The organism is Geomonas subterranea, assembly GCF_019063845.1.
Taxonomy (GTDB): domain Bacteria; phylum Desulfobacterota; class Desulfuromonadia; order Geobacterales; family Geobacteraceae; genus Geomonas; species Geomonas subterranea.
This window is the reverse complement of the sequence record NZ_CP077683.1, coordinates 1,197,031-1,220,858: the sequence shown is the minus strand read 5'-3', so window position 1 is coordinate 1,220,858 and position 23,828 is coordinate 1,197,031. Positions and strand designations below refer to the sequence as shown.

The following is a 23,828-nucleotide window of genomic DNA, read 5'->3' as shown; positions in this document are numbered from 1 at the left end:
TCTTTACCTACTTGACCAGCACCCAGTCTTTTTTGCGCACTTCGACCAGGGTGAACGCGTCCTTGGTCAGACCGGCGTGGTCCTTGGCGGAGTAGCTGAACACGCCGCCGATGCCCGGGAAGTTGCGAGTCGCCTCCAGCGCGTTGCGGATGCCGGCCGGGGTGTCCCCCCCCTTCTCGATTGCGCCTTTCAGGAGCATGACGGCGTCCCAGGCGTGGCCGCCGAAATGGTCACCCTCGGCCTTGAAGTGGTTCTGGTAGTCCTTGATGAAGGCGAGCAGGGAGCCCCTCTGCTTGTCGTTCTTGGGGAGCAGGTCGGCGACCAGCACCTTGCCGGACGGCAGCCTGATCCCCTCGGCGGCATCGCCGGCCAGTTCGATGAACTTCTTGGAGGAGACGCCGTGGCTCATGTACACCGGAATGGTGAGGCCGAGCTGCTTCGCGTTTCTCGCGATGACGGCGGGACCGGGATTGGTCCCCCAGCAGATGAGCGCCTGGGCCTGGGAGCCGCGGATCTTTGCGAGCTGCGCGGTCATGTCGGTGTCCTTCGGACCATAGGTGTCGTCGGAGAGGATCTGGATGCCGTAGCGGGACGCCTGCGCCTTGAGCTGCTCGCGCCCGGATGCACCGAAGCCGTCGGAGACGGAGAGGATGGCCACCTTGGTCTTCTTCTCCTTCTTCAACTGCTCGTAGATCCTGGCGACGGCAAGGCCGTCGTTCTGGGCGGTCTTGAACACCCACTTCTTCACCGGCTCGGTGATCTTGCTGCCGGCCGCGCAGGAGATGAGCGGAACCTGGGCCTTCTCGACGACGGGGATGATCGCCATGCTGTCGCCCGTGGTGCTGGGACCGATGATGGCGACGACCTGGTCGTTCTTGACCAGCTTGTTGGCGAGCTGGACCGCCTTGGTGGCGTCCCCGCCGGTATCGTAGGTGATCAGCTCCAGCTTGCGCCCCTTGACGCCGCCGGCCTTGTTGATCTCGTCTACCACCATCTGCGCGGTGTTGCGCTCAGGCTCGCCGAGAAACGAAGCTGGGCCGGTCACGGCGAAGAGCGCGCCGATCTTGATCGGCGGAGCTGCCAGTGCGGCGGTGGACAGGCAGAACAAAGCAATCGAAGCAAAAGCAGTCGAGACAAGTTTTTTCACGATTTCCTTCCCCTTTTGAGCGGCGCTCCCGCCGCCGGTCGTTATTTTACGATGACCCAGTCGCCCTTGACGATGCGCACCATCTCGAAGGCGCCCAGGTCGAGGCCGTTGTGGTCGGCCGGCGACATCTTGAAGATGCCGGACACGCCGACCATGCGGCCGTTTTTCTCTATGCCGTCGCGGATCTGCGCCGGGGTGACCGCACCTTTTTTGATGGCCGCGGCGATGAGCTGGAAGCCGTCATAGGCGTAGCCGCCGAAGGTGGAGGCCTCCACGCCGTAGCTCTTCTTGTAGTCGGTGTTGTAGTCCTTGAGCAGTTTCGCCTGCGGGTCGGTCGGCTTCAGCAGATCGAACACCGCCAGCTTCCCGGCCGGAAGCATGATCCCTTCCGCGGCCTGGGGGGTGGCGAGCTCGATGTACTTCTTGGAAGCCACGCCGTGGCTCTGGTAGACCTGGGTCTTGATACCGAGCTGCTGAAGATTGCGGGTGATGATGGCAGGCCCGGGGTTGGTGCCCCAGCAGATGATGGCGTCCGGCTTGGCAGCCTTGATCTTGGTGAGCTGCGGGGTCATGTCGGTGTCTTTCGGGGAATACACCTCGTCCGCCACGACCTTGAAGCCGCGCTTGGCCGCCATCTGCTTCAACTGCTCCCGGCCGGAGGATCCGAAGGAATCGGACACGGTGATCAGGGCGATGTTCTTCTGCTTCAGCTTCTCGGCCTGGATCAGGATCTTCTCGGCGGCGACGTGGTCGTTGGCCGGGGTCTTGAAGACCCATTTTTTGACGGGATCGGTGATCTTGATGCCCGCGGCGCAGGAGACGAGCGGGATCTGCTCCTTTTCGGCGACCGGGATGACGGCCATGGATTCCCCGGTGGTGCTGGGGCCGACGATGGCGACGACCTTGTCGTTCTTGATCAGCTTGTTGGCGAGCTGCACCGCCTTCGTGGCGTCGCCGCCGGTGTCGTAGACGAAGAGCTCGATCTTGGAGCCGTTGATGCCCCCCTTCGCGTTGGCTTCCTTGACCAGCAGTTCGAGGGTGTTCTTTTCAGGTTCGCCAAGGAAGGAAGCAGGCCCGGTAACGGCGAAGAGCGCCCCGATCTTGATCGGAGCAGCGGCGAGGGCCGCGCTGGCACTGCACAGAAGCAGCATGGTGATACCGAATACAGCGAACATCTTTCTCATCTGTTGCCCCCTCTACTTGGTTAACCACATTGAATATCGGCAGGTTGAACTACGGCTGTTAAAGAAACGGTTCATGCCGGGCTGGGCTGCCGCCGGGCGACGGTCCGGCCGGAGCGAGTGCCCTGGGCGAATATTTATTCGCCCCTACAGCGACCACAATCCCCCCCGTCTACGGCCTCACCTGTAGGGGCGAATAATCATTCGCCCCTACAGCCCTTATCACCCTCTCCCTCTGCGAGAGGGTTGGGTTGAGGGCATCTAATTTCGGTGACGCCGCCCTTTCTCCCTCTCCCTCTGGGAGAGGGTTGGGGTGAGGGATTCTTGCCTGCGCCTCACCCTCACCCGGCCTCCGGCCACCCTCTCCCGGAGGGCGAGGGGACCAAAGGCTCAAAACTACATGCTGTACAGCCTCTCCCCCGGCAGCACGTTGAAGCTCTTGCCGGTCAGGGTGGCGATCGCCTTCTGCGTCTCGTCGAAGCGGAAGATCATCACGGCGTTCTCGCCGCAGCGCTCCACGAAGGCGTACATGTACTCGACGTTGATCCCGTCGGCGTCCAGCACCTGCAGGATGTCGGCGAGCCCGCCGGGACGGTCCGGAATCTCGACCGCGACCACCTCGGTCTTGCTCACCGTGAAGCCGCGCTCCTTGAGGACGGTCCTCGCCTTTTCCGTGTCGTTCACGATCAGGCGCAGGATCCCGAAGTCGGAGGTGTCCGCCAGGGACAGGGTGCGGATGTTCACCCCGGCATCGCCCAGGATGCGGGTCACCTCGGCCAGACGTCCGAACTTGTTTTCGATGAATATGGAGATCTGTTCTACGTGCATGACGTTCCCTCCTTAGGCCTTGTTCCTGTTGTCGATGACGCGCTTCGCCTTCCCTTCGCTGCGGGTGATACTCTTGGGCTCGACCAGCCTCACGCGGCAGGTGACGCCGAGCATCTCCTTGATCTGCTTCTCGATCTTGGCCGACAGCGCCTGGAGGTGCTTGATCTCGTCGGAGAAGAGGTTCTCGCCGACCTCGACCTGCACCTCGAGCGTATCGAGGTTGTCCTTTCTTTCCACGATGAGCACGTAATGCGGCTCGACCCCCTCGACCCCCATGAGGATCGCCTCGATCTGGGACGGGAAGACGTTGACGCCGCGGATAATCAGCATGTCGTCGCTTCTGCCGCTCATGCGGGCGATGCGGGCATGGGTCCTGCCGCAGACGCACGGCTCGTAGGTGATGGAGGTGATGTCGCGGGTCCGGTAGCGGATAAGCGGGATCCCCTCCTTCGTGATGGTGGTGATGACGAGCTCACCCATTTGCCCTTCGGGAAGCACCTCGCAGGTCTCGGGGTTGATAATCTCGGGGATGAAGTGGTCCTCCCAGACGTGGAGACCCTTCTTGGCCTCGCAGCACTCGATGGCGACGCCCGGTCCCATGATCTCGGAGAGGCCATAGATGTCGACGGCGGAGAGGTTCAGCTTCCCCTCGATGTCCCGGCGCATCTCCTCGGACCAGGGCTCGGCGCCGAAGATGCCGACGCGCAGTTTGAGGTCGCGGAAGTCGATCCCCTCCTCCTTGGCTGCCTCCGCCATGAAGAGCGAATAGGAAGGGGTGCAGGTGAGGACGGTCGAGCCGAAGTCCTGCATGATCATGATCTGCTTCTTGGTGTTGCCGCCGGACATCGGGATGACCGAGGCCCCCAGCCGCTCGGCGCCGTAGTGCGCGCCCAGGCCGCCGGTGAAGAGGCCGTAGCCGTAGGAGTTGTGGATGATGTCCCCTTTGTGCACCCCGGCCGCCATGAAGCAGCGCGCCATCAGCTCGCTCCAGGTCTCGATGTCCTTTTTGGTGTAACCGACCACGGTCGGCTTGCCGGTGGTGCCGGAGGAGGCGTGGATGCGGACGATGTCCTCCATCGGCACCGCGAACAGGTTGTAGGGGTAGGAGTCCCGCATGTCCTGCTTGTAGGTGAAGGGGAGCCGCTGCAGGTCCGCGAGCGACTTGATGGAATCGGAAGTGACACCGGCCTTGGCGAGCGCCTCCTTGTAGAAGGGGACGCTTTTCTCGACCCGGGCCACCATGGCCTTCAACCTCTTAAGCTGCAGCGCCTCGAGCGCCTCCCGCGGCAGCGTCTCGAATTCCTCGTTGAAAAACATGACTCACTCCTTAACTGATACTTACAGCACCGACTCTCAAAGTCAGTCAAAGGCTCTATTTAACGCAAAGCCGCAGAGGCGCAAAGAAAACCTATAGACGGGTTTAAACCAAACTCTTTTTTTGCCTTTGCCTGGTGTCTTAGCGTCTTTGCGGCTTTGCGTTAAATATCAGGTTCTGTTATTTCAGACCGCGCCCCATCTCGAACGCCTTGAGGTTCACGGCGAGGGCCTTTTTCGGCACCATCTTCTCGATCGCCTCGATCCAGTACTTCTCCTCGATGTCCAGACGCTTGGAAACAGCACCCAGCAGCACCGTGTTGGCGGCGCGGGCGTTGCCTGCCTGAATGGCGAGGTTCTGGCCATCCACCAGCAGGCAATCCGGGCAGAGTTCCTGGATCTTCAGCGCCATGTCAGCCGGGTACTGTTCCTGCCCGACAAGGACGGACGGGGGCGCGATGCAGAGGTCGTTGACCACGACGGTGCCGCCCGGTTTCAGAAGGGACAGGTAGCGGTAGCTCTCCATCAGCTCGAAGCCGAACAGGATGTCCCCCTCCCCTTCGGGGACCATGGGGGAGAAGACTTCCTTGCCGTAACGGACGTGGGACACGACGGAGCCGCCGCGCTGGGACATGCCGTGGATCTCGCTCTTCTTGACGTCGAAGCCTGCCAGCATGAAGGTCTCGGAGAGGATCTCGGCGGCGAGCAGAATGCCCTGGCCACCCACGCCCACCAGGACGATGTTGGTTACCTTGTCGCTCATTTTGCCTCCTGAATCGCAGAGAACTTGCACAGCTGGCTGCAGACGTCGCAACCGTTGCATAAAAGCGGATCGATGTGCGCCTTCCCCTTCTTGCCGCTGGCGGGCACCCACTCGATGGCGGGGCAGCCGATCTTGAGGCAGGCACGGCATCCGGTGCAGGATTCATCGACCACCTGCAGCGGGGCGCCCGCCTTGAAGATACCTTCCCTCTTGATGAGTACGCAGGGCTTGTCGGTGATGATGACCGACGTCTCGGGACGCTCCATCTCCTCGGAAATCACGGTGCGGCACTCGTCCAGGTCGAGGGGGTTGATGGTGCGCACGTTCTTGACGCCGATCGCCTTGCACAGCAGTTCGAAGTCCACGGCGTTGGCCGGATCGTTCATCAGGGTATGGCCGGAGCCCGGGTTTTCCTGGCGGCCGGTCATGGCGGTGATCCTGTTGTCGAGGATGATGACGGTGGCGGCCCCCTTGTTGTAGACCATGTCCATGAGGCCGTTGATGCCGGTATGCAGGAAGGTGGAGTCACCGATGACCGCGACCACCTTCTTGCGCTCCTCGGGGGGGAGCACCTTGACCGCGCCGGTCGCCATGCCGATGGAGGCACCCATGCAGACGCAGGTGTCCATGGCCGAAAGGGGCGGCATGAAGCCGAGGGTGTAGCACCCGATGTCGCCGGAGACGTAGGCCTTCAGCTGGTTGAGGGTGTAGAAAACGCCGCGGTGCGGGCACCCCGGGCACATGTTGGGGGGACGCCCCGGAAGCTTTTCCACAGCGCTCTGGGCGTTTTCCGGCAGACCGAATGCCTTCCGCACCCGCCCCGGGGTGAGTTCGCCGCAGATCGATATGATCTCCTTGCCGATAACCGGAATTCCGATCGCCTTCACCTGCTCCTCGATGAACGGGTCCAGTTCCTCGACCACGTACAGCTTCTCCACCTTGGCGGCGAAGTCGCCGATCAGGTCGAAGGGAAGCGGATGCACCATGCCGAGCTTCAGCACGGAAGCCTCGGGAAGCGCCTCGCGCACGTGCTGGTAGGCGATACCGGCCGTGATGACGCCGATCTTGCCATCGCGCATCTCCACGCGGTTGATCGGCATGCCGCAGCCGTCCTTGGAGAGTTGCACGGTGCGTTCCTCGACCGCCACGTGGCGTACTCGTGCGTTGCCCGGCAGCATGACGAACTTGGCCGCATTTTTCTCGATCTTCGCGTCGCGGACGGCGCCGGTGCGCTCGCCCATGTTCACCACCGATTTGCTGTGCGAAATGCGGGTGGTAGTGCGCAGCAGGACCGGGGTATCGTACTTTTCGGATATCTCGTACGCGAGTTTGGTGAACTCGAGACACTCCTGCGAGTCGGCAGGCTCGAGCATCGGGACCTTGGCGAACTTGGCGTAGTTGCGGCTATCCTGCTCGTTCTGGGAGGAGTGCAGTTCGGGGTCGTCGGCGCAGACAAGCACCAGCCCGCCGTTGACGCCGGTGTAGGAGAGCGTGAACAGCGGGTCGGCGGCGACGTTGACGCCGACGTGCTTCATGGTGACCAGGGACCTGGCGCCGACGAAGGAGGCGCCGATGCCGACTTCCAGGGCGACCTTTTCGTTGGTGGCCCAGGATGAGTCGATTTCCCTATAGCGGATGGTGTTTTCCAGGATCTCCGTGGAAGGGGTGCCCGGGTAGGCGCAGGCGACTTTCACCCCTGCCTCGTAGGCGCCTCTGGCAATGGCTTCGTTGCCGGAAAGTATTTCCTTCATGGGTTGCGTGTCCTCTTTAAGCGGACCGGCTCCGTCAGGTGCCCGTCCCCTTTTGCTATTAATGTGAGAGTCGGCGAAATATACCCGAGTATTGCCCACGCTGTCAACTTGTTTATAGGAGCAAGTTAATCGCTATAATCAATATTTATGCGGGTTTAGCCCTTGGTGTTCCGGGAGGGGCGAGAGCTTTGTGCAGTTTTGAAAGATACCGCTGAGGCGATGTTTACTGTCAGGTTGAACATCGTTTTGGGGAGGCGAAACAACAGGCGGATTTGAAGCCAAGCCACCTTTATCGCGGGTGGCAAGAGAGTGCTTTGTCGCGGGAGAGAATCGGGTATAATTGCCCGGTCGTTGTCAGCACATTAAAGGGAGGTTCACGTGGGATTCATAGTGAAGTGGCTGGTACACGCCGTGGCGATTGTCATCACGGCCTATCTTCTGCCGGGGGTGCGCCTCTCCGGGTTCGGCGCCGCGCTGATCACCGCGCTGGTGCTCGGTCTCATCAACACCTTCATCAGGCCGCTATTGATGCTGCTCACCCTGCCGATCAACATCCTGACCCTGGGGCTGCTCACCTTCGTGATCAACGCCCTGCTCATCATGTTGACCAGCGCCTTGGTGCGCGGCTTCTCGGTGGACGGATTCCTGTGGGCGCTGTTGTTCAGCCTGGTGCTGTCTGTGGTTAACTTCCTGCTGAACGCGGTTCTCTAGAGCGGCTCCCCCATCAACAGGCGGTTCTTCGGCGTGATATCGGGCGGAATGGTCTGCGTGTAGACGCGGTATCCGCGTGAGCGCAACCAGGCGGCCCGGGTCACGTCGATGGAGAGAGGCCCATCGAGCCAGCCGGAAACTCCGCCATCGTCACAAGCGCGCAGATCGTGACAGCAGGGGAGCACCGCCACACGGCAACGGGCCGCAGCGGCCTTCTCCAGGACGAGATCGGTAAGGGAGCCGCAGGCGTGGGCGGATACCACGATGTCGTCCGGGCGCAACTGGACCAGGTTCAAGTCCCGCTCCAGGAGTGAGAACCGGTCGGCCGCACCTGGCCACTCCGCGCGGATTTCCATGGCGAGCCGGGCGGCGCTTTGCGGGATGCGCAGGTCGACGCCGATCCCTTCCCGGAGGTCGCGGTCCAGGATGAGCAGCACCTGCGCCAGCAAACCGTGCCCGGCGGCAAGATCCACCACCCGTCCCCCTCGAAAGCGCCGGTGCACCCGTCGCGCCATTTCCCAGGCCTCGTAGAGCTCCTTTCTGGGGAGACAGCCGGCCCGGCACACGGCGCGGGCGATGCGGCAAAAGAGGCTGTCATCGGGAAAGTGCGGCAGCATATGCCCGGTAAGCCGGTTCTTGGAAGATCGGTCCACTTCGCGGGTTCCTTATCCCCCCTCTCCCGCGGGGAGAGGGGGTGGGGGTGAGGGTATAGGGGGGGCACGGAGGCTTCATGGCACCAGGCAAGATCCGCATCGGCACCTGCTCCTGGACCGAAAGCAGCCTCATCGAAAGCGGCGCCTTCTACCCGCGCGGCGCCGGCACGCCCAAGGCACGACTCAAGTTCTACGCCCGCCAGTTCGACACCGTCGAAATCGAAAGTTCCTACTACCAGATTCCGTCCATTGATATGGCGCAGGCCTGGGCGGGACGTACGCCGCCCGGGTTCCTTTTCCACGTCAAGGCCTTCGGCGCCCTTACCGGGCACAACATCGACCCGCGCCGGCTGCCGGAAGAGTTGCGTGGGATGCTGGCGCCCGGGGACCTGGGCAGGGAGGAGCTGCACGTGGCCGAGCCGGGGATGCTCAAGGCGATGGCGCAGGCGCTTTTGGCATCCCTGGAACCGCTCCGGCAGGCGCGCAAGATGGGGTTCATCATCTTCCAGTTTCCCCCCTGGTTCGGCTACAAGAAGGCCAACCTCGATTACCTGAGCTACTGCAAGGAACTGGTGGCAGGGTTTCCCATCGCGGTGGAATTCCGCCACGGCAGCTGGTTTACCTCGCAGCACCGGGATGAAATGCTGGCTTTCCTGAAAGAGCACAAGATCACCTACATCACCTGTGACGAGCCGCAGTACGGCAACCTCACCACCGCCCCCTTCCATCCCGACGCCACCACCGGCATAGCCTATCTCAGGCTGCACGGCAGAAACGGCGACTGCTGGCACAGCGACGTACCCGGCGACGAGTACCTCTACCAGGAAGCGGAACTGAAGGAGATCGCGCGGCACGCCCTGCAGCTTGGCGAGAGGGCGCGAACGACGTTCATCATGTTCAACAACTGCCGCTGCGGCTATGCCGCACAAAACGCACTGGAGATGCGCCGCCATTGTCAGCGACCGGCGTGAGGAGCCGGCACTGGTACGAAAACCGGGCGAATGATTATTCGCCCCTACAAGGCGCAAACCGACGGCGATCCCGTCCACTGTAGGGGCGAATAATCATTCGCCCCCCATACCCAAGACACCACGACCATCGCCAACGCGGATGCCAGAACTTCACACCGGTGGAAAAAGAAAATGCCCGAAGCAACACCCCCGGGCATTCTATGATCCACCCTCCCCCTGCAGCGCCCCCTAATCGGGCCGCGCCGCCAGCAGATCGTTCACCACCACCCCCGCCATGGTGAGCCCGAAGATGGACGGGATGAACGACACGCTCCCGAGGATGACGCGGCGGTGCTCGCACGAGAACTTCTGGTCGTCCTTGTTGGGGCAGATGCAGTTACCCTTGCAGCCGCCATCCTTCACCTCCTGCTCGCGGTACTCCTCGGTCGAGAACACGACCTTCACACCCTTTTCTATCCCCTGCTTCTTCAGCAGTTTGCGGACCGAGCGCGCCATGCGGCACTTGTGGGTCTGGGAAATGTCGGCGACGCCGATCTTGGTCGGGTCGACCTTGGCGGCGGCCCCCATGCTGGAGATGATGGGGATGTCCTTTTCGCGGCAGGTGCGGATCAGGTGCAGCTTGCTGGTTATGTGGTCGATGGCATCGACGACATAATCGTAGTGATCATGGAGCAGGAACTCGCTGTTTTCGGCGGAGTAGAAATCCTGGTAGGGGACGATCTCGGCCTGCGGGTTGATCTGGCGCATGCGCTCGGCCATGACCAGGGCCTTGGCCTTGCCGACGGTGCCGTCCATGGCGTGCAACTGCCGGTTCACGTTGGTGAGGCAGATGTCGTCGAAATCGACGATGACCAGGTGGCCTACCCCTGCGCGCACCAGCGCTTCGGCGGCGTAGCTCCCTACCCCCCCCAGGCCGAAGATGGCGACGGTTGAGTTTTTCAGTTTGTCGAGCCCAGCGGGTCCAATGAGGAGTTCGGTACGGGAAAAGCGGTGCAGATGTGACATGTTTCCTTTGCCTTTGACGTCGTGCGGAGATGGTGACGGCAAAGTATCTCACAGGTGAGGCGTATCATGGAAGCAAAAAGGGGACGGGCTCCGCAGGTGCCTGTCCCCTTTATCACTGTCCCACGTACCAGCCACTCAGCGGCGTGGAAGCGGGTTTCCCGACTCGGTCCGTATCCGTTCGAACCCCTCCTCCCTGGCCACTGCTTCGTCGTAGGTGTAAAAGATGGCGTAGTTGCTCCCCACGCCATGTGGGTCCAGCTGAATTCCCTTTTCGTCCCAATGCTTCAAGAGCTGCAGACTCTCCTCGAAAGTCCGGATCAGGTCACCGATGGTCTCGGCTCCGACCGCCGTGAACCTGATCTGATGAACATGCTCGTAACGCACCCTTTGCATAGCCACCTCCGCCCTCCCGCCTTAACACCCGCCAATTGTAGCGTGTATCATGCGACTGGCAAACAAGGGGCGGTCGCGGCGGCTACTTCATATTTTGATACAGGTGGTCGGCCTGGGTCTCCGTCACGTTGATCCCCTCCTGGTCCAAAATCATCCCGGTCACCCGCCAGAGCTGGGTGATGGAATTGTTGTAATCCACCAGGGCCTGGATCTGGTTCCCCTTGGCGGTCACCAGGTCGTTCTCCACGTCGAAGACATCCTTGGTGGTGGCAAGCCCCACGTCGTGCCGTTTCTGGAAGGCGCGCAACCGGTCCTGGGCGTAGGCGGTGCCGCGCGCGGTCACGTCGAGCTGGGTGTAGCTTGCCGCCACCAGGCGGAGCGCCGCCTTCACGTCCCTGACCACGGTTGATTCCAGGTTTTGCAACTGGGTCTGCGCCTGCTCCAGGGCGAGTTTCTTCCTTATGTAGTCGTTCTCGGCGCTGCGGTTGCCAAGCGGATAGCTGAACTGAAGCCCCACCCCCCAGCTCGGCTCGTCGATGGTGGCGGTCTTCTCCAGCCCCCCCAGGAATCGGCGGTCAAAGCCACCGGTGCCGACGCTGGCGTTCAGGGTAAGGTCGGGCAATGTCTGGTTTTTCGCCACCCGCTGCTGCAGATCGTTGATCTTTATGACGTCACGCTGCGTGGCCAGTTCGGTGCGGTTTTCAAGCGCATCGTTCAGCGCCTGTTGCTCAAGGATGTTGAAGTTGCCGCGGTACGGCTGGTCGGCCAGGACGATCTCCGCGTCCTGAGGAAGCTGCAGTTCCACGCGCAGCACGTCCATCTGGTCCCGGACCGCCCGCTCCGCGTCGATGACCTGCTTCTCCCGGGTGGCGACCTGGAACTCGGAGTTCAAAAGTTCGTACGCGGGGAGCACGCCCGCCTTGACCCGCCCCTGGTCGTCCTGCAGAATCCGCTTGGCCAGGGCGAGCGAGGTACGGCGCACCTCGAGCACCTCCAGCAGGTTGTAGAGCTGGAAGTAGTCGTTGCGCACCCTGGCGACGGTGTCGCTCAGCCGGGTCCTGAAGACGTTCATCGTCTCACCCTTGGTGAAACGGGAGACGTTGATGGCCAGTTCGGTGTTCTCCTGCCCGAACCCCTTGAGCAGGGGTTGCGCCAGGGAGAGGTCGATGGCGTTGGAGTAGTACTTGGCCGAGTTGCTGATCCATCCACTCTGCGCTGTCACCCCGACGACCGTTCCGGTCGGAAGAAGCTGGCTCACCCCGGCGCTCGCGGTGACCTGGTCAACCGGCTGCGGGCGGAAGGTCAGGATGTTGCTGCTGTTGCTGCGTTCATAGTTAACGCCCAGGGTAAGCTTCGGGTCGTAGATCCCCAGGTTGCGGCGGATGTCGGCCTCGGCCATGGCGGGGTTGTAGAGTTCCACCTTCAGGTCGAGGTTCTTCTCGAACGCCATCCTGATGGCGTCTTTCAGTGTCAGGTTGACGGCCGGCTGGGCGAAAGCCGGGGCGGTGGCGCCGAGCACAAGGCCGAGGGAGAGGGCCAGCGCGGTTTTGCTGTTTTTCTTCATAAGCGATCCTTTCAACCTGCTTGTTGAAACGCTACTCGTATCTCAGTGCGTCGATGGGGTTCAGCGCCGCCGCCTTGCGCGCCGGGTAGAAACCGAAGAAGACCCCCACTCCGGCAGAGAAGGCGAAGGCTATGATGATGGTGTTGACGGAGACCAGGGTAGGCCAGCCGATGAGACTCGCCACGAGCTTCGCTCCGGCCACCCCGAGCAGCATCCCGATCAAGCCGCCGCACGTGGTGAGGAGCACGGCCTCGGTCAGAAACTGCAGCAGTATGTCACGCTTCTTCGCTCCGATGGCGATGCGGATGCCTATCTCACGGGTCCTCTCAGTCACCGAGACCAGCATGATGTTCATGATGCCGATCCCACCTACCACGAGGGAGATCGAGGCCACTGCGCCCAGCAGGATGGACATCACCTTGGAGGACTGCTCTGTGACCGCCAGAAGCTCGGAAAGGTTCCTGATGGTGTAATCGACCTCGCGGTTGGGGCCGATCCGATGCCGCTGGTTCAAAAGCTCGGTGACCTCGTCCTGAGCCTTGTCCAGCACCTCGGCATCCTTGGCCTGCACCATGATGGAGCCGACCACGTTGGGGAACTGGCTCCCCAAAAGCTTTCTCTGCGCGGTCCGCAGTGGCACGTAGATCACGTCGTCCTGGTCCTGCCCCTGGGGCGACTGCCCCTTCCTCCCGAGAACGCCGACCACGGCGAAGGGTATCTTCTTGATCCGGATGATCTTTCCCACCGGATCGGTGCCGCCGAAGAGGTTATCAGCGACGGTCTGGCCGATCAAGCAGTTCTTGGTGGCGCCATCGACATCGGACTGGGTGATGTTGCGGCCGCCGACGATGGTCCAGTCACGGACGTCGACCATTTCCGGCGTGACACCGTAGACTACGGTGGACCAGTTCTGGTTGCCATACACCACCTGGCCGGAGCCGCGCACGTTCGGGGCCACCGCCCCGACCGACGGGCACTCTGCCTTGATGGCACGCGCATCGTCATAGGTGAGCGTCTGGGTTCCGCCGGAACCGGAGCGCATCCCCCCGGAGGTGACCGATCCCGGGAGCACCAGGAGCAGGTTCGATCCGATGCTGGAGATCTGGTCAGAGATCATCTTGCTCGCGCCGGCGCCGATGGCAACCATGGCGATCACCGCGGCGATCCCGATGATGATGCCCAGCATGGTGAGCAGCGCGCGCATCTTGTTGACGCGCAGGGCGCGCAGCGCTATGAGCAGGCTTTGGTAAAGGGTCGTCATGGGTGCTGCACCTCCGCGGGCAAGGCTGCGGTCTTGGGCTGGTACGGCTGGTCGGAGATGACCTCCCCGTCGCGGAAGATGATGTGCCGGTTAGTGAACTCGGCCACGTCGGGCTCGTGGGTCACCATGATGATGGTGATCCCCTGCCGGTTCAATTCCTGGAAGATCGACATGATCTCGATGGTGGTCCTGGAATCGAGGTTACCGGTGGGCTCGTCTGCCAGGATGATGGACGGCCGGTTCACCAGGGCGCGGGCGATGGCGACGCGCTGCTGTTGTCCGCCGGAAAGCTGGTTCGAATAATGCCCTTCCCTTCCCGCGAGCCCCACACGCTCCAGCGCCTCGAGTGCGCGCGCCCTGCGCTCTGCCGCGGGAACCTGGGAGTAAACCAGGGGGAGTTCCACGTTCTGCCGCGCAGTGGTGCGGGCCAGCAGGTTGAACCCCTGGAACACGAAGCCGAGTTTCCTGTTGCGCACCTCGGCCAGCGCGTCGGCGGAAAGCCTCCCCACGTCGACGCCGTCCAGGAAGTAGCTACCCCGCGTCGGGACGTCCAGGCATCCCAGGATGTTCATGCAGGTGGACTTGCCGCTGCCGGAGGCCCCCATGATGGAGACGAACTCGCCGCGGTGCACCGTGAAGGAAACCCCCTTCATGGCCTCGACGCGCTCCTCTCCCATGGTATAGATCTTGACGACGTCGCTGAGACGGACCACTTCGTCCATTTAGAACCTCGGTCCCATGGGGGAGCTCATGCCGTTTTTCTTCTTATCCTGGCTCACCTGCTCGATGATGACGTCGTCGCCTTCCTTCAGATTGCCGCTCAACACCTCGACGAAACTTCCGTCACTGATCCCGGTGGTGATGGTGACCGGCGACGGTTTCCCTTCGGCATCGAGGGTGTAGACCTTCTGTCCGCCATCCTTGCCACCGGGTTTTCCCTTGGGACCGTTCCCCGCGCCGCGTCCGCCGCCTGCGCCGGTCATGCTCCCGGCACCCCCCTTCCCGGAGGCGCTCTTCTCTTTATCGGATCGCGGCTTGAAACGGAGCGCCGCAGCCGGGACCTTGAGCAGGTTATCCTTTCTCAGCGTCTCCACTGTGACGTTGGCCGTCATCCCCGGCTTTAGTTTCAGTTCCTTGTTGTCCACCGCTATGACCGTGACGTACGTGACCACGTTCTGGGTGACGACGGGTGCGTTCCTGATCTGCACCACGGTTCCCTCGAACTGCCGGTCCGAGTAGGCGTCCACCGTGAAGGTTGCCTTCTGCCCCACCTTCAGCTTGCTGATGTCCGACTCGTCCACGCTCGTGTCGATCTGCATCTTGGTGAGGTCCTGGGCGATGGTGAAGAGGGTCGGCGTCTGGAATGAGGCGGCAACCGTCTGCCCGACGTCCACGTTGCGCGAGACGACGATGCCATCCACCGGGGACCTGATGGTGGAGTAGTTCAGGTTGGTCTCGGCCTGCTTCAGGGAGCCGCGAGTCTGCATCACGGATGCCTCGGCCGCCCTCACGCCGGCAAGCGCGGAATCATACGCGGTCTGCGCAGCGTCGAGATCGCTCTGAGCGACGATCCCTTCCTTCAGCAGTTCCCTGTTGCGTCCAAGAGTCCTCTTGGCATCGGCAACCGTCACCTTGGCCTTGGCGAGAGTCGCCTCGGCGTTGAGGGCGTTGCCGCGCGATTGCTGCACGGCCGAATTGAACAGGGCGGGATCGATCTGGGCGATGGGCTGCCCCTTCTTCACCGGCGAATTGAAGTCGACGTAGAGCTTGGCGATAGTCCCGGAGACCTGGGTACCGACCTGAACCGTGACCACCGCGTTGAGGGTACCGGTAGCGGAGACGGTGGAGGTTATGGCACCGCGCTCGACCTTTTGCGTCTTGTACTGCGCTTTGGGGGGTTGTTTGAAGTAGAAATAGCCGGCCACTCCCAGAACGGTCAACAGTATGACGGCGCCTATGATTCTTTTCACGATTCCACCTCTTGAATGATTCTTAAGACTGCACCTGCATCGACGGGTTGGCAGCACCAGTCCTGCGACAGGGTAGATGCCAAATGTGCAAGAAAGATGAACCGAATGAAATTTCTGCAATCCGCAGTCAAACCGTCACTTTAACCATCACTGAACCTGGGGTCAATGAAAATAATCTGCCTATTCCGCCACCACACCACATTTGACATAACTAACCACACCGGTACAATTGGTCGGTGTTTTTGCGTGACCACGGCACGTGCCAATCCAACTAATAAAGGAGAGAGTTATGACGGCGTTCACGGCAAAAGAATACTCCCAACTGATCGGGATGCCCGGATTCAGCGAGGCGCTTCTCAACAACCATTTCACCCTGTACCAGGGGTACGTGAAAAACAGCAACGCCCTCGACGAGCAGCTCATGCAGATGTGCAAAGAGGGCAAGGGCTCGGAACCGGTCTTTGCCGAGTTGAAGAGGCGCTTCGGGTGGGAGTTCAACGGCATGAAGCTGCATGAGCTCTACTTCGAGAACCTTGGTGGCAACCAGCCGATCAACCAGGATGGCAGGCTGGCGGCAAGACTGCACCAGGACTTCGGTAGCTACGACGAGTGGGTCCAGGACTTCAAGTCCGTGGGAGCCATGCGCGGTATCGGCTGGGCCATCCTGTACCAGGACGCGCACAGCGGCAAGCTGATGAACTGCTGGATAAACGAGCACGACGTCGGTCATCCTGCCTGCTGCGTCCCGATCCTGGTGATGGACGTCTTCGAGCACGCCTTCATGACCGACTACGGCCTCAAGCGCGCCGACTACATCAACTCCTTCTTCCAGAACATCGAGTGGACCAAGGCCGAGGAGCGGATGCAGATGTAAATCCGGGACCTTGCCCCGCCACTCAAAGGAACAAAAGGGTCTCCCGCAAGAGACCCTTTTGTTTTACCGTCAGGCAAGCAACTGCCATGTCCCCTGTTTCTACACCCCTTTGGAGTGCCGCAAAGCCTGAGTGGCATGCCGTCAGACCTTAACGGCATACCGGTTAGCGTTACATGGTATGCCGTTAGACCTAAACGGCATACCGGTTAGCGTTACATGGTATGCCGTTAGACCTAAACGGCATACCGGTTAGCGTTACATGGTATGCCGTTAAACCTAAACGGCATACCGGTTAGCGTTACATGGCATGCCGTTAAACCTAAACGGCATACCGGTTAGCGTTACATGGTATGCCGTTAGACCTAAACGGCATACCGGTTAGCGTTACATGGTATGCCGTTAAACCTAAACGGCATACCGGTTAGGTTACATGGCATGCCGTTAAACCCAAACGGCATACCGGTTAGCGTTACATGGCATGCCGTTAAACCTAAACGGCATACCGGTTAGCGTTACATGGTATGCCGTTAAACCTAAACGGCATACCGGTTAGGTTACATGGCATGCCGTTAGACCCAAACGGCATATTGATTAGGTTACATGGTATGCCGTTAGACCTAAACGGTATACTGATTAGGTTACATGGTATGCCGTTAGACCTAAACGGTATACTGATTAGGTTACATGGTATGCCGTTAGACCTAAACGGTATACTGATTAGGTTACATGGTATGCCGTTAGACCTAAACGGTATACTGATTAGGTTACATGGTATGCCGTTAGACTTTAACGGCATACCGGTTAGCGTTACATGGTATGCCATTAGCCCCTTAGGGCATACCCGCTAGGGTTGAGTGACATGCCGTTTAACCCGGAATTGCATTGGGACAGCTCCTTAGCGGCGGCAGGCCGTGCAGAACTTGTCGTCGGTACCGGCCAGCCGGCATCGGCAAGACGCGCAGGCGTTGTCCCATTCCGGGTGCCCCGCCTCCTCGGCCCTCTTCTTGGCCTCCAACCGCCTTACCTCTGCTTCCATCTCCTCGTTGTACTGCGTCTCAAACATTGTGCAACTCTCCTTTTTTAAGAGCGTAACGTGAGCGAGTGTCGGGGCTGCTCAGCCCTGACGACGGCAAGAGTGTCAGGAACAGCATGGCTCCCTCCGTCTCTCCTTCAAGAACAAGGAAAGCAACATGCCCGTCCCCAGGAAACAGATGGCGGTGGCAAAACTGTAGAAGGAAGCAAGCGCAGGTTGACCGGGGAACCGATCTTTCATCATCGCCACGAGCTGGGGACCGGCTATCCCGGCAGCCGACCACGCCGTGAGGATGGTCCCGTACACCGCCGGCATCAATCGAGCTCCGAACATATCGAGGACGAACGAAGGCATGGTCCCGAACCCGCCCCCGTAACAGAGAAGGATATAGCAGACGAGCGTCGCGAACAGCCACGGGTGGGCGGTCTGCATCAAAACGGCGAAGGCTGCGATCTGCGAGGCAAGGATCAACCTGAATGCAAGAAGTCGCCCCAGGCGGTCGGATAAAGCTCCCCAGAGAAAACGCCCGATGCCGTTGAACACCGAACTTGCGGCGATCAGAGTCCCGCCATAGCCCGCCAGAGTTTCCCTACCGAGGCCGGGATCGTACTTCGCGCAAACATCCTGAAACAGTGGTGACTGAAACCCGATCAGGGCGATGCCCGCGAATATATTGCAAAAGAAGATCAGCCACATCAAGACGAACGACTTGGAGGCTATGCGACTTCCGGCTGTCGCCGCGTCACTATCCGGGAGATCACCGGCTGTGGCGTTGGCAGGTGACGCAGCGGGAGGGTTGCGAATGAAGGCAGCGGAAGCCAGCGAAAGAGCAAGAAAAAGCACCCCCATTACCGTGAAGGCAAGCACCATATCTCCACCGACACTTCGCAGCAAAAACGGGGCGATCACCTTCGACATGAGCAGCGCGCCGAAGCCGAACCCCATCACCACCGTCCCCGTCGCCAATCCCCGGTGGTCCGGAAACCAGCGGGAGACCGTCGCGACGGGGGTCACGTAGCCAAGACCCAGCCCGATGCCACCGACCACGCCGTATCCGAGGTAAAGGAGCGGCAGCAAGTGCATTTGGAGAGCGAGTGCCGCAAGGAGGTACCCCGAACCGAACAGTACAGCCCCTGCGAGGGCGAGGGGGCGCGGTCCGGTTTTGGGGAGAATGAGACCGCCGGCAGCGGCGGAAAGGCCGAGAAAGCAGATGGCGAGGCTGAACGTCCATACCACTTGGCTGTTGGACCAGCCATAGGTTTCGCACAACGGCTTCTGAAAGAAGCTCCAGGCATACACAGTACCCAGGTTCAACATGAGAAGCGTGCAGGCTGCGGCGATGACTACTCGACGAGTTCCGTTTTCAGATGGCAATGTGGCTCCTGCAAGTATGGGACGAGCTTTTTGGCACTTCAGGTTAAGTCGAGGCTAAGCAGATTAACACGCTCGGTTGACAACTACAACTACCTCTATTTTCAGATCCTCGATGAATAACAGTCGGCGCAGGAGTCAGTTACCTGCGCAAGGTTGTCGATATCTCGCCCGGCCATTGAGGCATCAGTCAGCTTCTGGCTGGCGAAAGGATACCATGACGCCCCAGATAATGGCCGCTGCCATGACGACACCACCGGTGACGAAGAAAAAGCTGCCGATGGAATGATCCCAAGTAAGGAGCCCAAGTTTCCCCAGCATCACCTCCCAATCGTGGTAATCTTCCACCTCGCTCCCCGTGACACCCCCCAGGAGCGGCAGTTGGCCGGCACGTGCGTCATCCGCGTAGGGAGCCACATCCGCCATGCTCTCTCCCAACCACCAGATACCGACCGCTGCAGCGTAGCGGTCCTTGCGCATGTAGAAGGAGATTGCCACAACCGCCGGAACCAGAAGCTGCATGATCGTCCCCCCGGCGACCTGGAGGAAGCGGCCAAAAGGTGAAAAGAGGACGTGCCCCGCCTCGTGGAAGGGAAGATTGACGAGGTGCAGGAAAGTTTCGCCCACGTAATTAGAGGCGACAGGATGGGTCAGGATGCGAAAGCTGTAGAATGCAAGGAGAGCGAGAAACGCACATCGGGCAGCAACCACGCCCCTGGCAGCGGGCTTGGCAGCAACAGCCGCAGCAAAAGACAAGTCAAACTCCTGCTCCGCAGGCGTTTGATCCGGGCGCTGCCGTACCTTAGCGAAGATGACCCCACACCTGGGGCAGGTGTCACAATCTAGCTGGCGCGGCGCCGAACACTTAGGGCAAACCGCGAGGGCCGTGCTTGCCTCAGGTGAAGTCATGGCTCTTCTCCCAGTATCGACTATCATTTCTCAGATGGGATCTCCTCAGGATACGGGAATCCGGCACACGGCTCACGCTGTGTGGCTTGAACAGAAGCACATCAGACCTAAACCAGTAAAAGGGGGACAAGAAGCATCATGATTATGAATCGAGACATGTGTTCCTCTTTCACTGCGGTATATTCGTTTCTCTGAAATGTTAGACAGGCAGTCCACCATTACTTGGCATTCTCCAGGTAGTGGTCTATCGCCTGTGCGGAAAAGCCAGAGATCTTGTTGGAGCCAATAACGATGAGCGGCACGCCGCGGCCTCCCAACTCCTTGTGTCGCCGGTCGGCGGCGGCGTCTTTCTCGATGTCATATGCGACGTAAGGAACTCCCTTACTGTCCAGGTAGGCACGGGCCTTTTTGCAGTAACCGCACCATGAGGTGACGTACAATTCGACGGTGCCGCTGAACTGCTGCTTCGGTGGGGTCTGCTTTTCCGAAGCGACTGAAGCGGTTTTGCGCGGAGGGGGCTTGGCTGCCGGCTGCTGAGTTGGGGCAGGGTCGAAATCGGCATCGGTGTAAGTTTTAACTTTTTTCTTCTTTTTCGATGCCGGCGGAGGAGTGTCCTTGAACGTCACGGCGCCGGTATCGTCAATCCATTTGTACATCTCCGCATGAATGACGATTGGGAACGCAAGCAACACTGCAAACATGGCAACTAATGACCGCATCATCATTTCCCCTCCGTTATAACGTGCCGCCGACGAGCGGCGCGGTTTTACCGCGACTGCTCCCCTGGCGTGTTGGGTTGATCTTGCACAGTGCAACGACACTTTTCAACTGATAGTAGCTGCGGAACAAGATTGAGCAGCAGGCAGCAGATTAACATGCAGGGTTAGTATGGATCAATTATATTTCTTGTACTGTTGCCAATCTGCAGTCTCACCATGAGCATGGTTAGACGCATGGTCCTGTGTTTGAATTCGGACGCAACTGCTGACGTCAGAAAAAACAAAAGGCCTAGCCCGTGAGAGCTAAGCCTTTTAATTTTGTATGGTACCGGAGGCCGGGGTCGAACCGGCACGCCTTGCGGCGCTGGATTTTGAATCCAGTGCGTCTACCAATTTCACCACTCCGGCGTCTTATGCAACGGTCCTGACTGCTACCGCCTCAAAGAGACACACCTTATATCAATAAATCGAATGCCGGTCAAGTAACTTTCCCTAACGTACCGCATTCGTGTCGAATCCCCCTGCTCCTCCCCCCGCTTCGATAGATAGAGTTCCGCTTCTTCGGCTGACAAAGGCTTGCTGAAGAGATACCCCTGAATGATGTCGCAGCCGTGCCGCACCAGGAATTCCAGCTGGGCTTGAGTCTCCACCCCTTCCGCTACCACCTTCTTGCCAAGAGTATGCGCCATGGCGATGGTCGCCGATGCGATCGCGGCATCGTCAGGATCGACCTCTATGTCTTTTACGAAGGACCGGTCGATCTTCAGCTTGTCGACTGGGAAGAGCTTCAGGTAACTAAGCGACGAGTAACCGGTTCCGAAATCATCGATGGCGAGGCCGATCCCCATTTCCTTGAAGGCCCCGAGAATGCGGATGCTTTCCACAGGGCGCTCCATGGTCATGCTTTCGGTCATCTCAAGTTCCATCATCCCCGGGTCCGCACCACAGCTCTTCATGATGGCGGAAAGGGTCTCGGGAAGATCGGGCTGCCGCAGTTGCCGGGCCGATAGGTTGACCGCGATCTTCACCGGCGGGAGCCCGGCCTCACGCCATGCAGCCGCCTGCCGGCACGCCTTCTCGAAGACCTGCCGGCCGATCTCCAGGATGAGTCCCGTCTCCTCGGCAACAGGGATAAACCGGTCCGGGAACACCAGGCCGTTCTCCGGGTTCTGCCAGCGTACCAGCGCCTCGAACCCGACCAGCCTGCCGTTTGCAGGGTCCACCTGCGGCTGGTAATGGAGCACGAATTCGTCGTTGGCTACGGCACTGCGCAGGCTGTTCTCTATCGCGAGACGCTGGCGGGCGGCCGTATGCATTTCGCGGGTGAACATCTGGTAGGTGTTGCGCCCGGCGGCCTTGGCGTGGTACATGGCGGCATCCGCGTTCTTGAACAGCTCAGCCACGGTCGTTCCGTCATCTGGAAAGACGCTGATGCCGATGCTTGGGCTTGTGTAGACGGTGTTGTTGTCCAGAAAGTACGGCTCCGCAACGGTCTTCAGGATCTTCTCGGCCACGTGCGCTGGCTCTATCTGCGACCTGATTTTGGGTTGCACCACCACGAATTCGTCCCCGCCGAAACGCGCCACGACATCCTCCGCCCGCAGCGATTCCTTCAGCCTGGACGCCACCTCGGTGAGCAGCAGGTCACCTACGTGATGCCCGAGGGTGTCGTTGATCATCTTGAAACGGTCAAGGTCGACGAAAAGAACGGCGAGCATGTGCCCTCCCCTCTTCGCCTGCTCGAGCGACTGGGTCAACCGCTCGACCAGTGTATGACGGTTGGGGAGCGAGGTGAGGGTATCGGTATGTGCCAGCTGTTCGATCCGCATCTCCGCCGCCTTGCGCTGTGTTATGTCTGAGAAAGTCGCAAAGTAGTTGGTGATGGTGTTGTCTTGGCCGCGAATGGCCGTGATGGTGAGCCATTTTGGATAGAGGGAGCCGTCTTTGCGCTTGTCCCAGATCTCTCCCTGCCAGTAATTGGTCTCCAGGATGGAGCGCCACATGTTCTCGTAAAACTTCCTGTCCTCGATGCCGGACTTCAAGACTCTCGGGTTCTTGCCGAGCGCCTCCTCCCTGGAGTAGCCGGTGAACTGGGCGAAGGCCTTGTTGGTTTCCATGATTTTGTTTTCGCTGTCGGTTATGACGATCGCCTCGCCGCTCTCATTGAAGATCTTCGCCAGCAGCTTGATCCGCTTCTGCGTCTTCATCTGCTCGGTGGTGTCCCTGATGCACTCGATGGCGCCGATGATCTCCCCCTTGGAGTTGCGCAGGACGGAGGCAGATGAGGTGAGGTGGATCGGCGTTTCGCCAAGCTTCGGGGCGTAGCATTCGCCCTGCACGATGTCGCCGTTGCGCACGAACCCTTCGTAGCGTCCCTCGCAATCCAGGGCCGGATTCAACGCGAGATCTATCAAGAGCGGGCGCCGATGGCCGTAGAAAGGAAGGGCGTATTCCAGCTCGCCGCGGCCGATCATCGCCTCGGGTGCAATCCCGGTCAGCCGGGCCAGCTCGCGGTTCCAACCGACAACTCTTCCGTTGTTGTCGATGATGAGGGTGGCGTCCGGCAGGAACTCGATGATGGTCAAAAGGTACTGCTTCGAGTCCTGCAGTTCGAGGTTCTTCTCCTTCAACTGCGCCTCTTGCTGGGAGCGCTCCACCTCGACGATCATGGTCCGGCGCGTGATGAATCCGATCGAGACCAGTCCCAAAAGCCAGATCGCGCCGTGACTGGCCGCCACTCCCCGGGCCTGCTTCCCGGCCGCGGCGTAAAAAGGGGCAAGCGGTATCGAGACGTCGGTGCCGCCGCGCAGCTCACCGACCTTGATTCCGGTCCAGGCGTGGCACTTGAGGCAGGATTCCTCCATGATCAGGGGTTGCATCATGCGCAGGTACGGTTGGCCGTCGATGAGGGTGGCGGCGTGATAATCTTCACGGGTCCCCTCCACGATGAACAGGGCCTTTTGCTCCCACGGGTCAGGCGCGTCCATGGGATTGAGGTAAAGCCTGGAGGTGATTCTGGTACTGACGCCGTGGAATTGAGGCGCCTCCCGGGTGATCTCGTTCATGATCATGGCGGGGTTTTTAAGTGTCAGGCGCAGCCCATTGGTGCTTTCCAGGTCCCGGTCGGGGACGTGATTCAGAAACGGGCTCGGGGAGACCAGCGGCCCGTGCTCCATGTAAATCCGCCCACGCTTGGAGGCCCATTTCCTGAAAGCCAGGTCTTTGGCCAGCGCTATCTCGGCCTGGGTTTTGGCGAGTTCCAGCGCCTGCTGATAGGCGACGCGCACGTTCCACCACACTGCGACGGCAAGGAGCAGGGTCCAGACGAGGGCGGTGATTACAGCTCTAGAGAGGATTGTTTTGACGGATCCAGTGCGGTGGAAGGAATTTTGTTGGTCGGATTTCACCTC

At 60.3% G+C, this 23,828-nt stretch carries 21 protein-coding genes and 1 tRNA gene; 3 read left to right on the top strand and 19 right to left on the bottom strand.

Annotation, left to right across the window (positions count from 1 at the left end; all coding sequences use genetic code 11):
• Positions 1–7: 7 nt before the first annotated feature.
• The 6 genes from KP001_RS05340 to iorA form a co-directional block, all read right to left on the bottom strand.
• Entirely contained in the window at positions 8–1,147 is a 1,140-nt protein-coding gene (locus tag KP001_RS05340) for an ABC transporter substrate-binding protein (protein ID WP_217288522.1), read from the bottom strand.
• Positions 1,148–1,188: 41 nt separating this feature from the next.
• Positions 1,189–2,331: an ABC transporter substrate-binding protein gene (locus KP001_RS05335; RefSeq protein WP_217288521.1), complete on the bottom strand. Its 1,143-nt coding sequence runs from the start codon at positions 2,329–2,331 to the stop codon at positions 1,189–1,191.
• A 393-nt stretch (positions 2,332–2,724) separates the two neighbouring features.
• Positions 2,725–3,156 carry an ACT domain-containing protein gene (locus KP001_RS05330; protein ID WP_199395290.1) on the bottom strand — a complete coding sequence of 144 codons (432 nt, stop codon included), beginning with the start codon at positions 3,154–3,156 and terminating at the stop codon, positions 2,725–2,727.
• Between the two features lie 12 nt (positions 3,157–3,168).
• Positions 3,169–4,473 (bottom strand): phenylacetate--CoA ligase family protein, encoded by a 1,305-nt coding sequence (locus KP001_RS05325; protein WP_217288520.1) that lies wholly within the window; start codon positions 4,471–4,473, stop codon positions 3,169–3,171.
• 178 nt (positions 4,474–4,651) lie between these two features.
• Positions 4,652–5,233 (bottom strand): indolepyruvate oxidoreductase subunit beta, encoded by a 582-nt coding sequence (locus KP001_RS05320; protein WP_217288519.1) that lies wholly within the window; start codon positions 5,231–5,233, stop codon positions 4,652–4,654.
• Entirely contained in the window at positions 5,230–6,984 is a 1,755-nt protein-coding gene (iorA, locus tag KP001_RS05315; RefSeq protein WP_217288518.1) for an indolepyruvate ferredoxin oxidoreductase subunit alpha, read from the bottom strand. The genes KP001_RS05320 and iorA overlap by 4 nt, the downstream gene beginning before the upstream one ends.
• Positions 6,985–7,362: 378 nt before the next feature.
• Between iorA and KP001_RS05310 the strand changes: the two genes are divergently transcribed.
• Positions 7,363–7,695, top strand: a complete 333-nt coding sequence (locus tag KP001_RS05310; protein ID WP_217288517.1) for a phage holin family protein — start codon at positions 7,363–7,365, stop codon at positions 7,693–7,695.
• Here KP001_RS05310 and KP001_RS05305 read toward each other — a convergent pair.
• Complete coding sequence (locus tag KP001_RS05305; protein WP_217288516.1) at positions 7,692–8,348, bottom strand: methyltransferase; 657 nt, start codon at positions 8,346–8,348, stop codon at positions 7,692–7,694. The genes KP001_RS05310 and KP001_RS05305 overlap by 4 nt on opposite strands.
• 77 nt (positions 8,349–8,425) lie before the next feature.
• On the opposite strand from KP001_RS05305, the gene KP001_RS05300 reads away from it, so the two are divergent.
• The gene (locus tag KP001_RS05300; protein ID WP_217288515.1) at positions 8,426–9,319 is read left to right on the top strand and encodes a DUF72 domain-containing protein; all 894 of its coding nucleotides are present in this window, start codon (positions 8,426–8,428) and stop codon (positions 9,317–9,319) included.
• Between the two features lie 228 nt (positions 9,320–9,547).
• Here the strand turns inward: KP001_RS05300 and KP001_RS05295 are convergent, their stop codons facing one another.
• The 6 genes from KP001_RS05295 to KP001_RS05270 form a co-directional block, all read right to left on the bottom strand.
• Entirely contained in the window at positions 9,548–10,324 is a 777-nt protein-coding gene (locus KP001_RS05295) for a tRNA threonylcarbamoyladenosine dehydratase (RefSeq protein WP_217288514.1), read from the bottom strand.
• Positions 10,325–10,459: 135 nt separating this feature from the next.
• Positions 10,460–10,717: a hypothetical protein gene (locus tag KP001_RS05290; RefSeq protein ID WP_217288513.1), complete on the bottom strand. Its 258-nt coding sequence runs from the start codon at positions 10,715–10,717 to the stop codon at positions 10,460–10,462.
• A gap of 82 nt (positions 10,718–10,799) precedes the next feature.
• Positions 10,800–12,281, bottom strand: a complete 1,482-nt coding sequence (locus tag KP001_RS05285; RefSeq protein ID WP_217288512.1) for a TolC family protein — start codon at positions 12,279–12,281, stop codon at positions 10,800–10,802.
• Between the two features lie 31 nt (positions 12,282–12,312).
• Positions 12,313–13,542, bottom strand: a complete 1,230-nt coding sequence (locus tag KP001_RS05280; RefSeq protein WP_217288511.1) for an ABC transporter permease — start codon at positions 13,540–13,542, stop codon at positions 12,313–12,315.
• The gene (locus KP001_RS05275; RefSeq protein ID WP_275423350.1) at positions 13,539–14,264 is read right to left on the bottom strand and encodes an ABC transporter ATP-binding protein; all 726 of its coding nucleotides are present in this window, start codon (positions 14,262–14,264) and stop codon (positions 13,539–13,541) included. The genes KP001_RS05280 and KP001_RS05275 overlap by 4 nt, the downstream gene beginning before the upstream one ends.
• Entirely contained in the window at positions 14,265–15,512 is a 1,248-nt protein-coding gene (locus KP001_RS05270; protein WP_217288510.1) for an efflux RND transporter periplasmic adaptor subunit, read from the bottom strand.
• Between the two features lie 289 nt (positions 15,513–15,801).
• Between KP001_RS05270 and KP001_RS05265 the strand changes: the two genes are divergently transcribed.
• Positions 15,802–16,386 (top strand): superoxide dismutase, encoded by a 585-nt coding sequence (locus tag KP001_RS05265; protein ID WP_217288509.1) that lies wholly within the window; start codon positions 15,802–15,804, stop codon positions 16,384–16,386.
• An 895-nt stretch (positions 16,387–17,281) separates the two neighbouring features.
• Here KP001_RS05265 and KP001_RS05260 read toward each other — a convergent pair.
• The 6 genes from KP001_RS05260 to KP001_RS05235 form a co-directional block, all read right to left on the bottom strand.
• Complete coding sequence (locus KP001_RS05260; protein WP_217288508.1) at positions 17,282–17,449, bottom strand: hypothetical protein; 168 nt, start codon at positions 17,447–17,449, stop codon at positions 17,282–17,284.
• Between the two features lie 75 nt (positions 17,450–17,524).
• Positions 17,525–18,793: an MFS transporter gene (locus KP001_RS05255; protein WP_239027901.1), complete on the bottom strand. Its 1,269-nt coding sequence runs from the start codon at positions 18,791–18,793 to the stop codon at positions 17,525–17,527.
• A 183-nt stretch (positions 18,794–18,976) separates the two neighbouring features.
• Positions 18,977–19,546, bottom strand: a complete 570-nt coding sequence (locus KP001_RS05250) for a hypothetical protein (RefSeq protein WP_217288507.1) — start codon at positions 19,544–19,546, stop codon at positions 18,977–18,979.
• 371 nt (positions 19,547–19,917) lie between these two features.
• Positions 19,918–20,424 (bottom strand): glutaredoxin domain-containing protein, encoded by a 507-nt coding sequence (locus KP001_RS05245; protein WP_217288506.1) that lies wholly within the window; start codon positions 20,422–20,424, stop codon positions 19,918–19,920.
• A gap of 317 nt (positions 20,425–20,741) precedes the next feature.
• Positions 20,742–20,826, bottom strand: a tRNA-Leu gene (locus tag KP001_RS05240).
• A 23-nt stretch (positions 20,827–20,849) separates the two neighbouring features.
• Entirely contained in the window at positions 20,850–23,705 is a 2,856-nt protein-coding gene (locus KP001_RS05235) for an EAL domain-containing protein (protein ID WP_217288505.1), read from the bottom strand.
• Positions 23,706–23,828: the final 123 nt, after the last annotated feature.

Coding starts and splice junctions, on each gene's coding strand:
- KP001_RS05295 (WP_217288514.1), bottom strand. CDS start 10,324: ATGTCACATCTGCACCGCTTTTCCCGTACCGAACTCCTCATTGGACCC.
- KP001_RS05325 (WP_217288520.1), bottom strand. CDS start 4,473: ATGTTTTTCAACGAGGAATTCGAGACGCTGCCGCGGGAGGCGCTCGAG.
- KP001_RS05320 (WP_217288519.1), bottom strand. CDS start 5,233: ATGAGCGACAAGGTAACCAACATCGTCCTGGTGGGCGTGGGTGGCCAG.
- KP001_RS05260 (WP_217288508.1), bottom strand. CDS start 17,449: ATGTTTGAGACGCAGTACAACGAGGAGATGGAAGCAGAGGTAAGGCGG.
- KP001_RS05245 (WP_217288506.1), bottom strand. CDS start 20,424: ATGATGATGCGGTCATTAGTTGCCATGTTTGCAGTGTTGCTTGCGTTC.
- KP001_RS05285 (WP_217288512.1), bottom strand. CDS start 12,281: ATGAAGAAAAACAGCAAAACCGCGCTGGCCCTCTCCCTCGGCCTTGTG.
- KP001_RS05265 (WP_217288509.1), top strand. CDS start 15,802: ATGACGGCGTTCACGGCAAAAGAATACTCCCAACTGATCGGGATGCCC.
- KP001_RS05300 (WP_217288515.1), top strand. CDS start 8,426: ATGGCACCAGGCAAGATCCGCATCGGCACCTGCTCCTGGACCGAAAGC.
- KP001_RS05290 (WP_217288513.1), bottom strand. CDS start 10,717: ATGCAAAGGGTGCGTTACGAGCATGTTCATCAGATCAGGTTCACGGCG.
- KP001_RS05280 (WP_217288511.1), bottom strand. CDS start 13,542: ATGACGACCCTTTACCAAAGCCTGCTCATAGCGCTGCGCGCCCTGCGC.
- KP001_RS05335 (WP_217288521.1), bottom strand. CDS start 2,331: ATGAGAAAGATGTTCGCTGTATTCGGTATCACCATGCTGCTTCTGTGC.
- iorA (WP_217288518.1), bottom strand. CDS start 6,984: ATGAAGGAAATACTTTCCGGCAACGAAGCCATTGCCAGAGGCGCCTAC.
- KP001_RS05275 (WP_275423350.1), bottom strand. CDS start 14,264: ATGGACGAAGTGGTCCGTCTCAGCGACGTCGTCAAGATCTATACCATG.
- KP001_RS05330 (WP_199395290.1), bottom strand. CDS start 3,156: ATGCACGTAGAACAGATCTCCATATTCATCGAAAACAAGTTCGGACGT.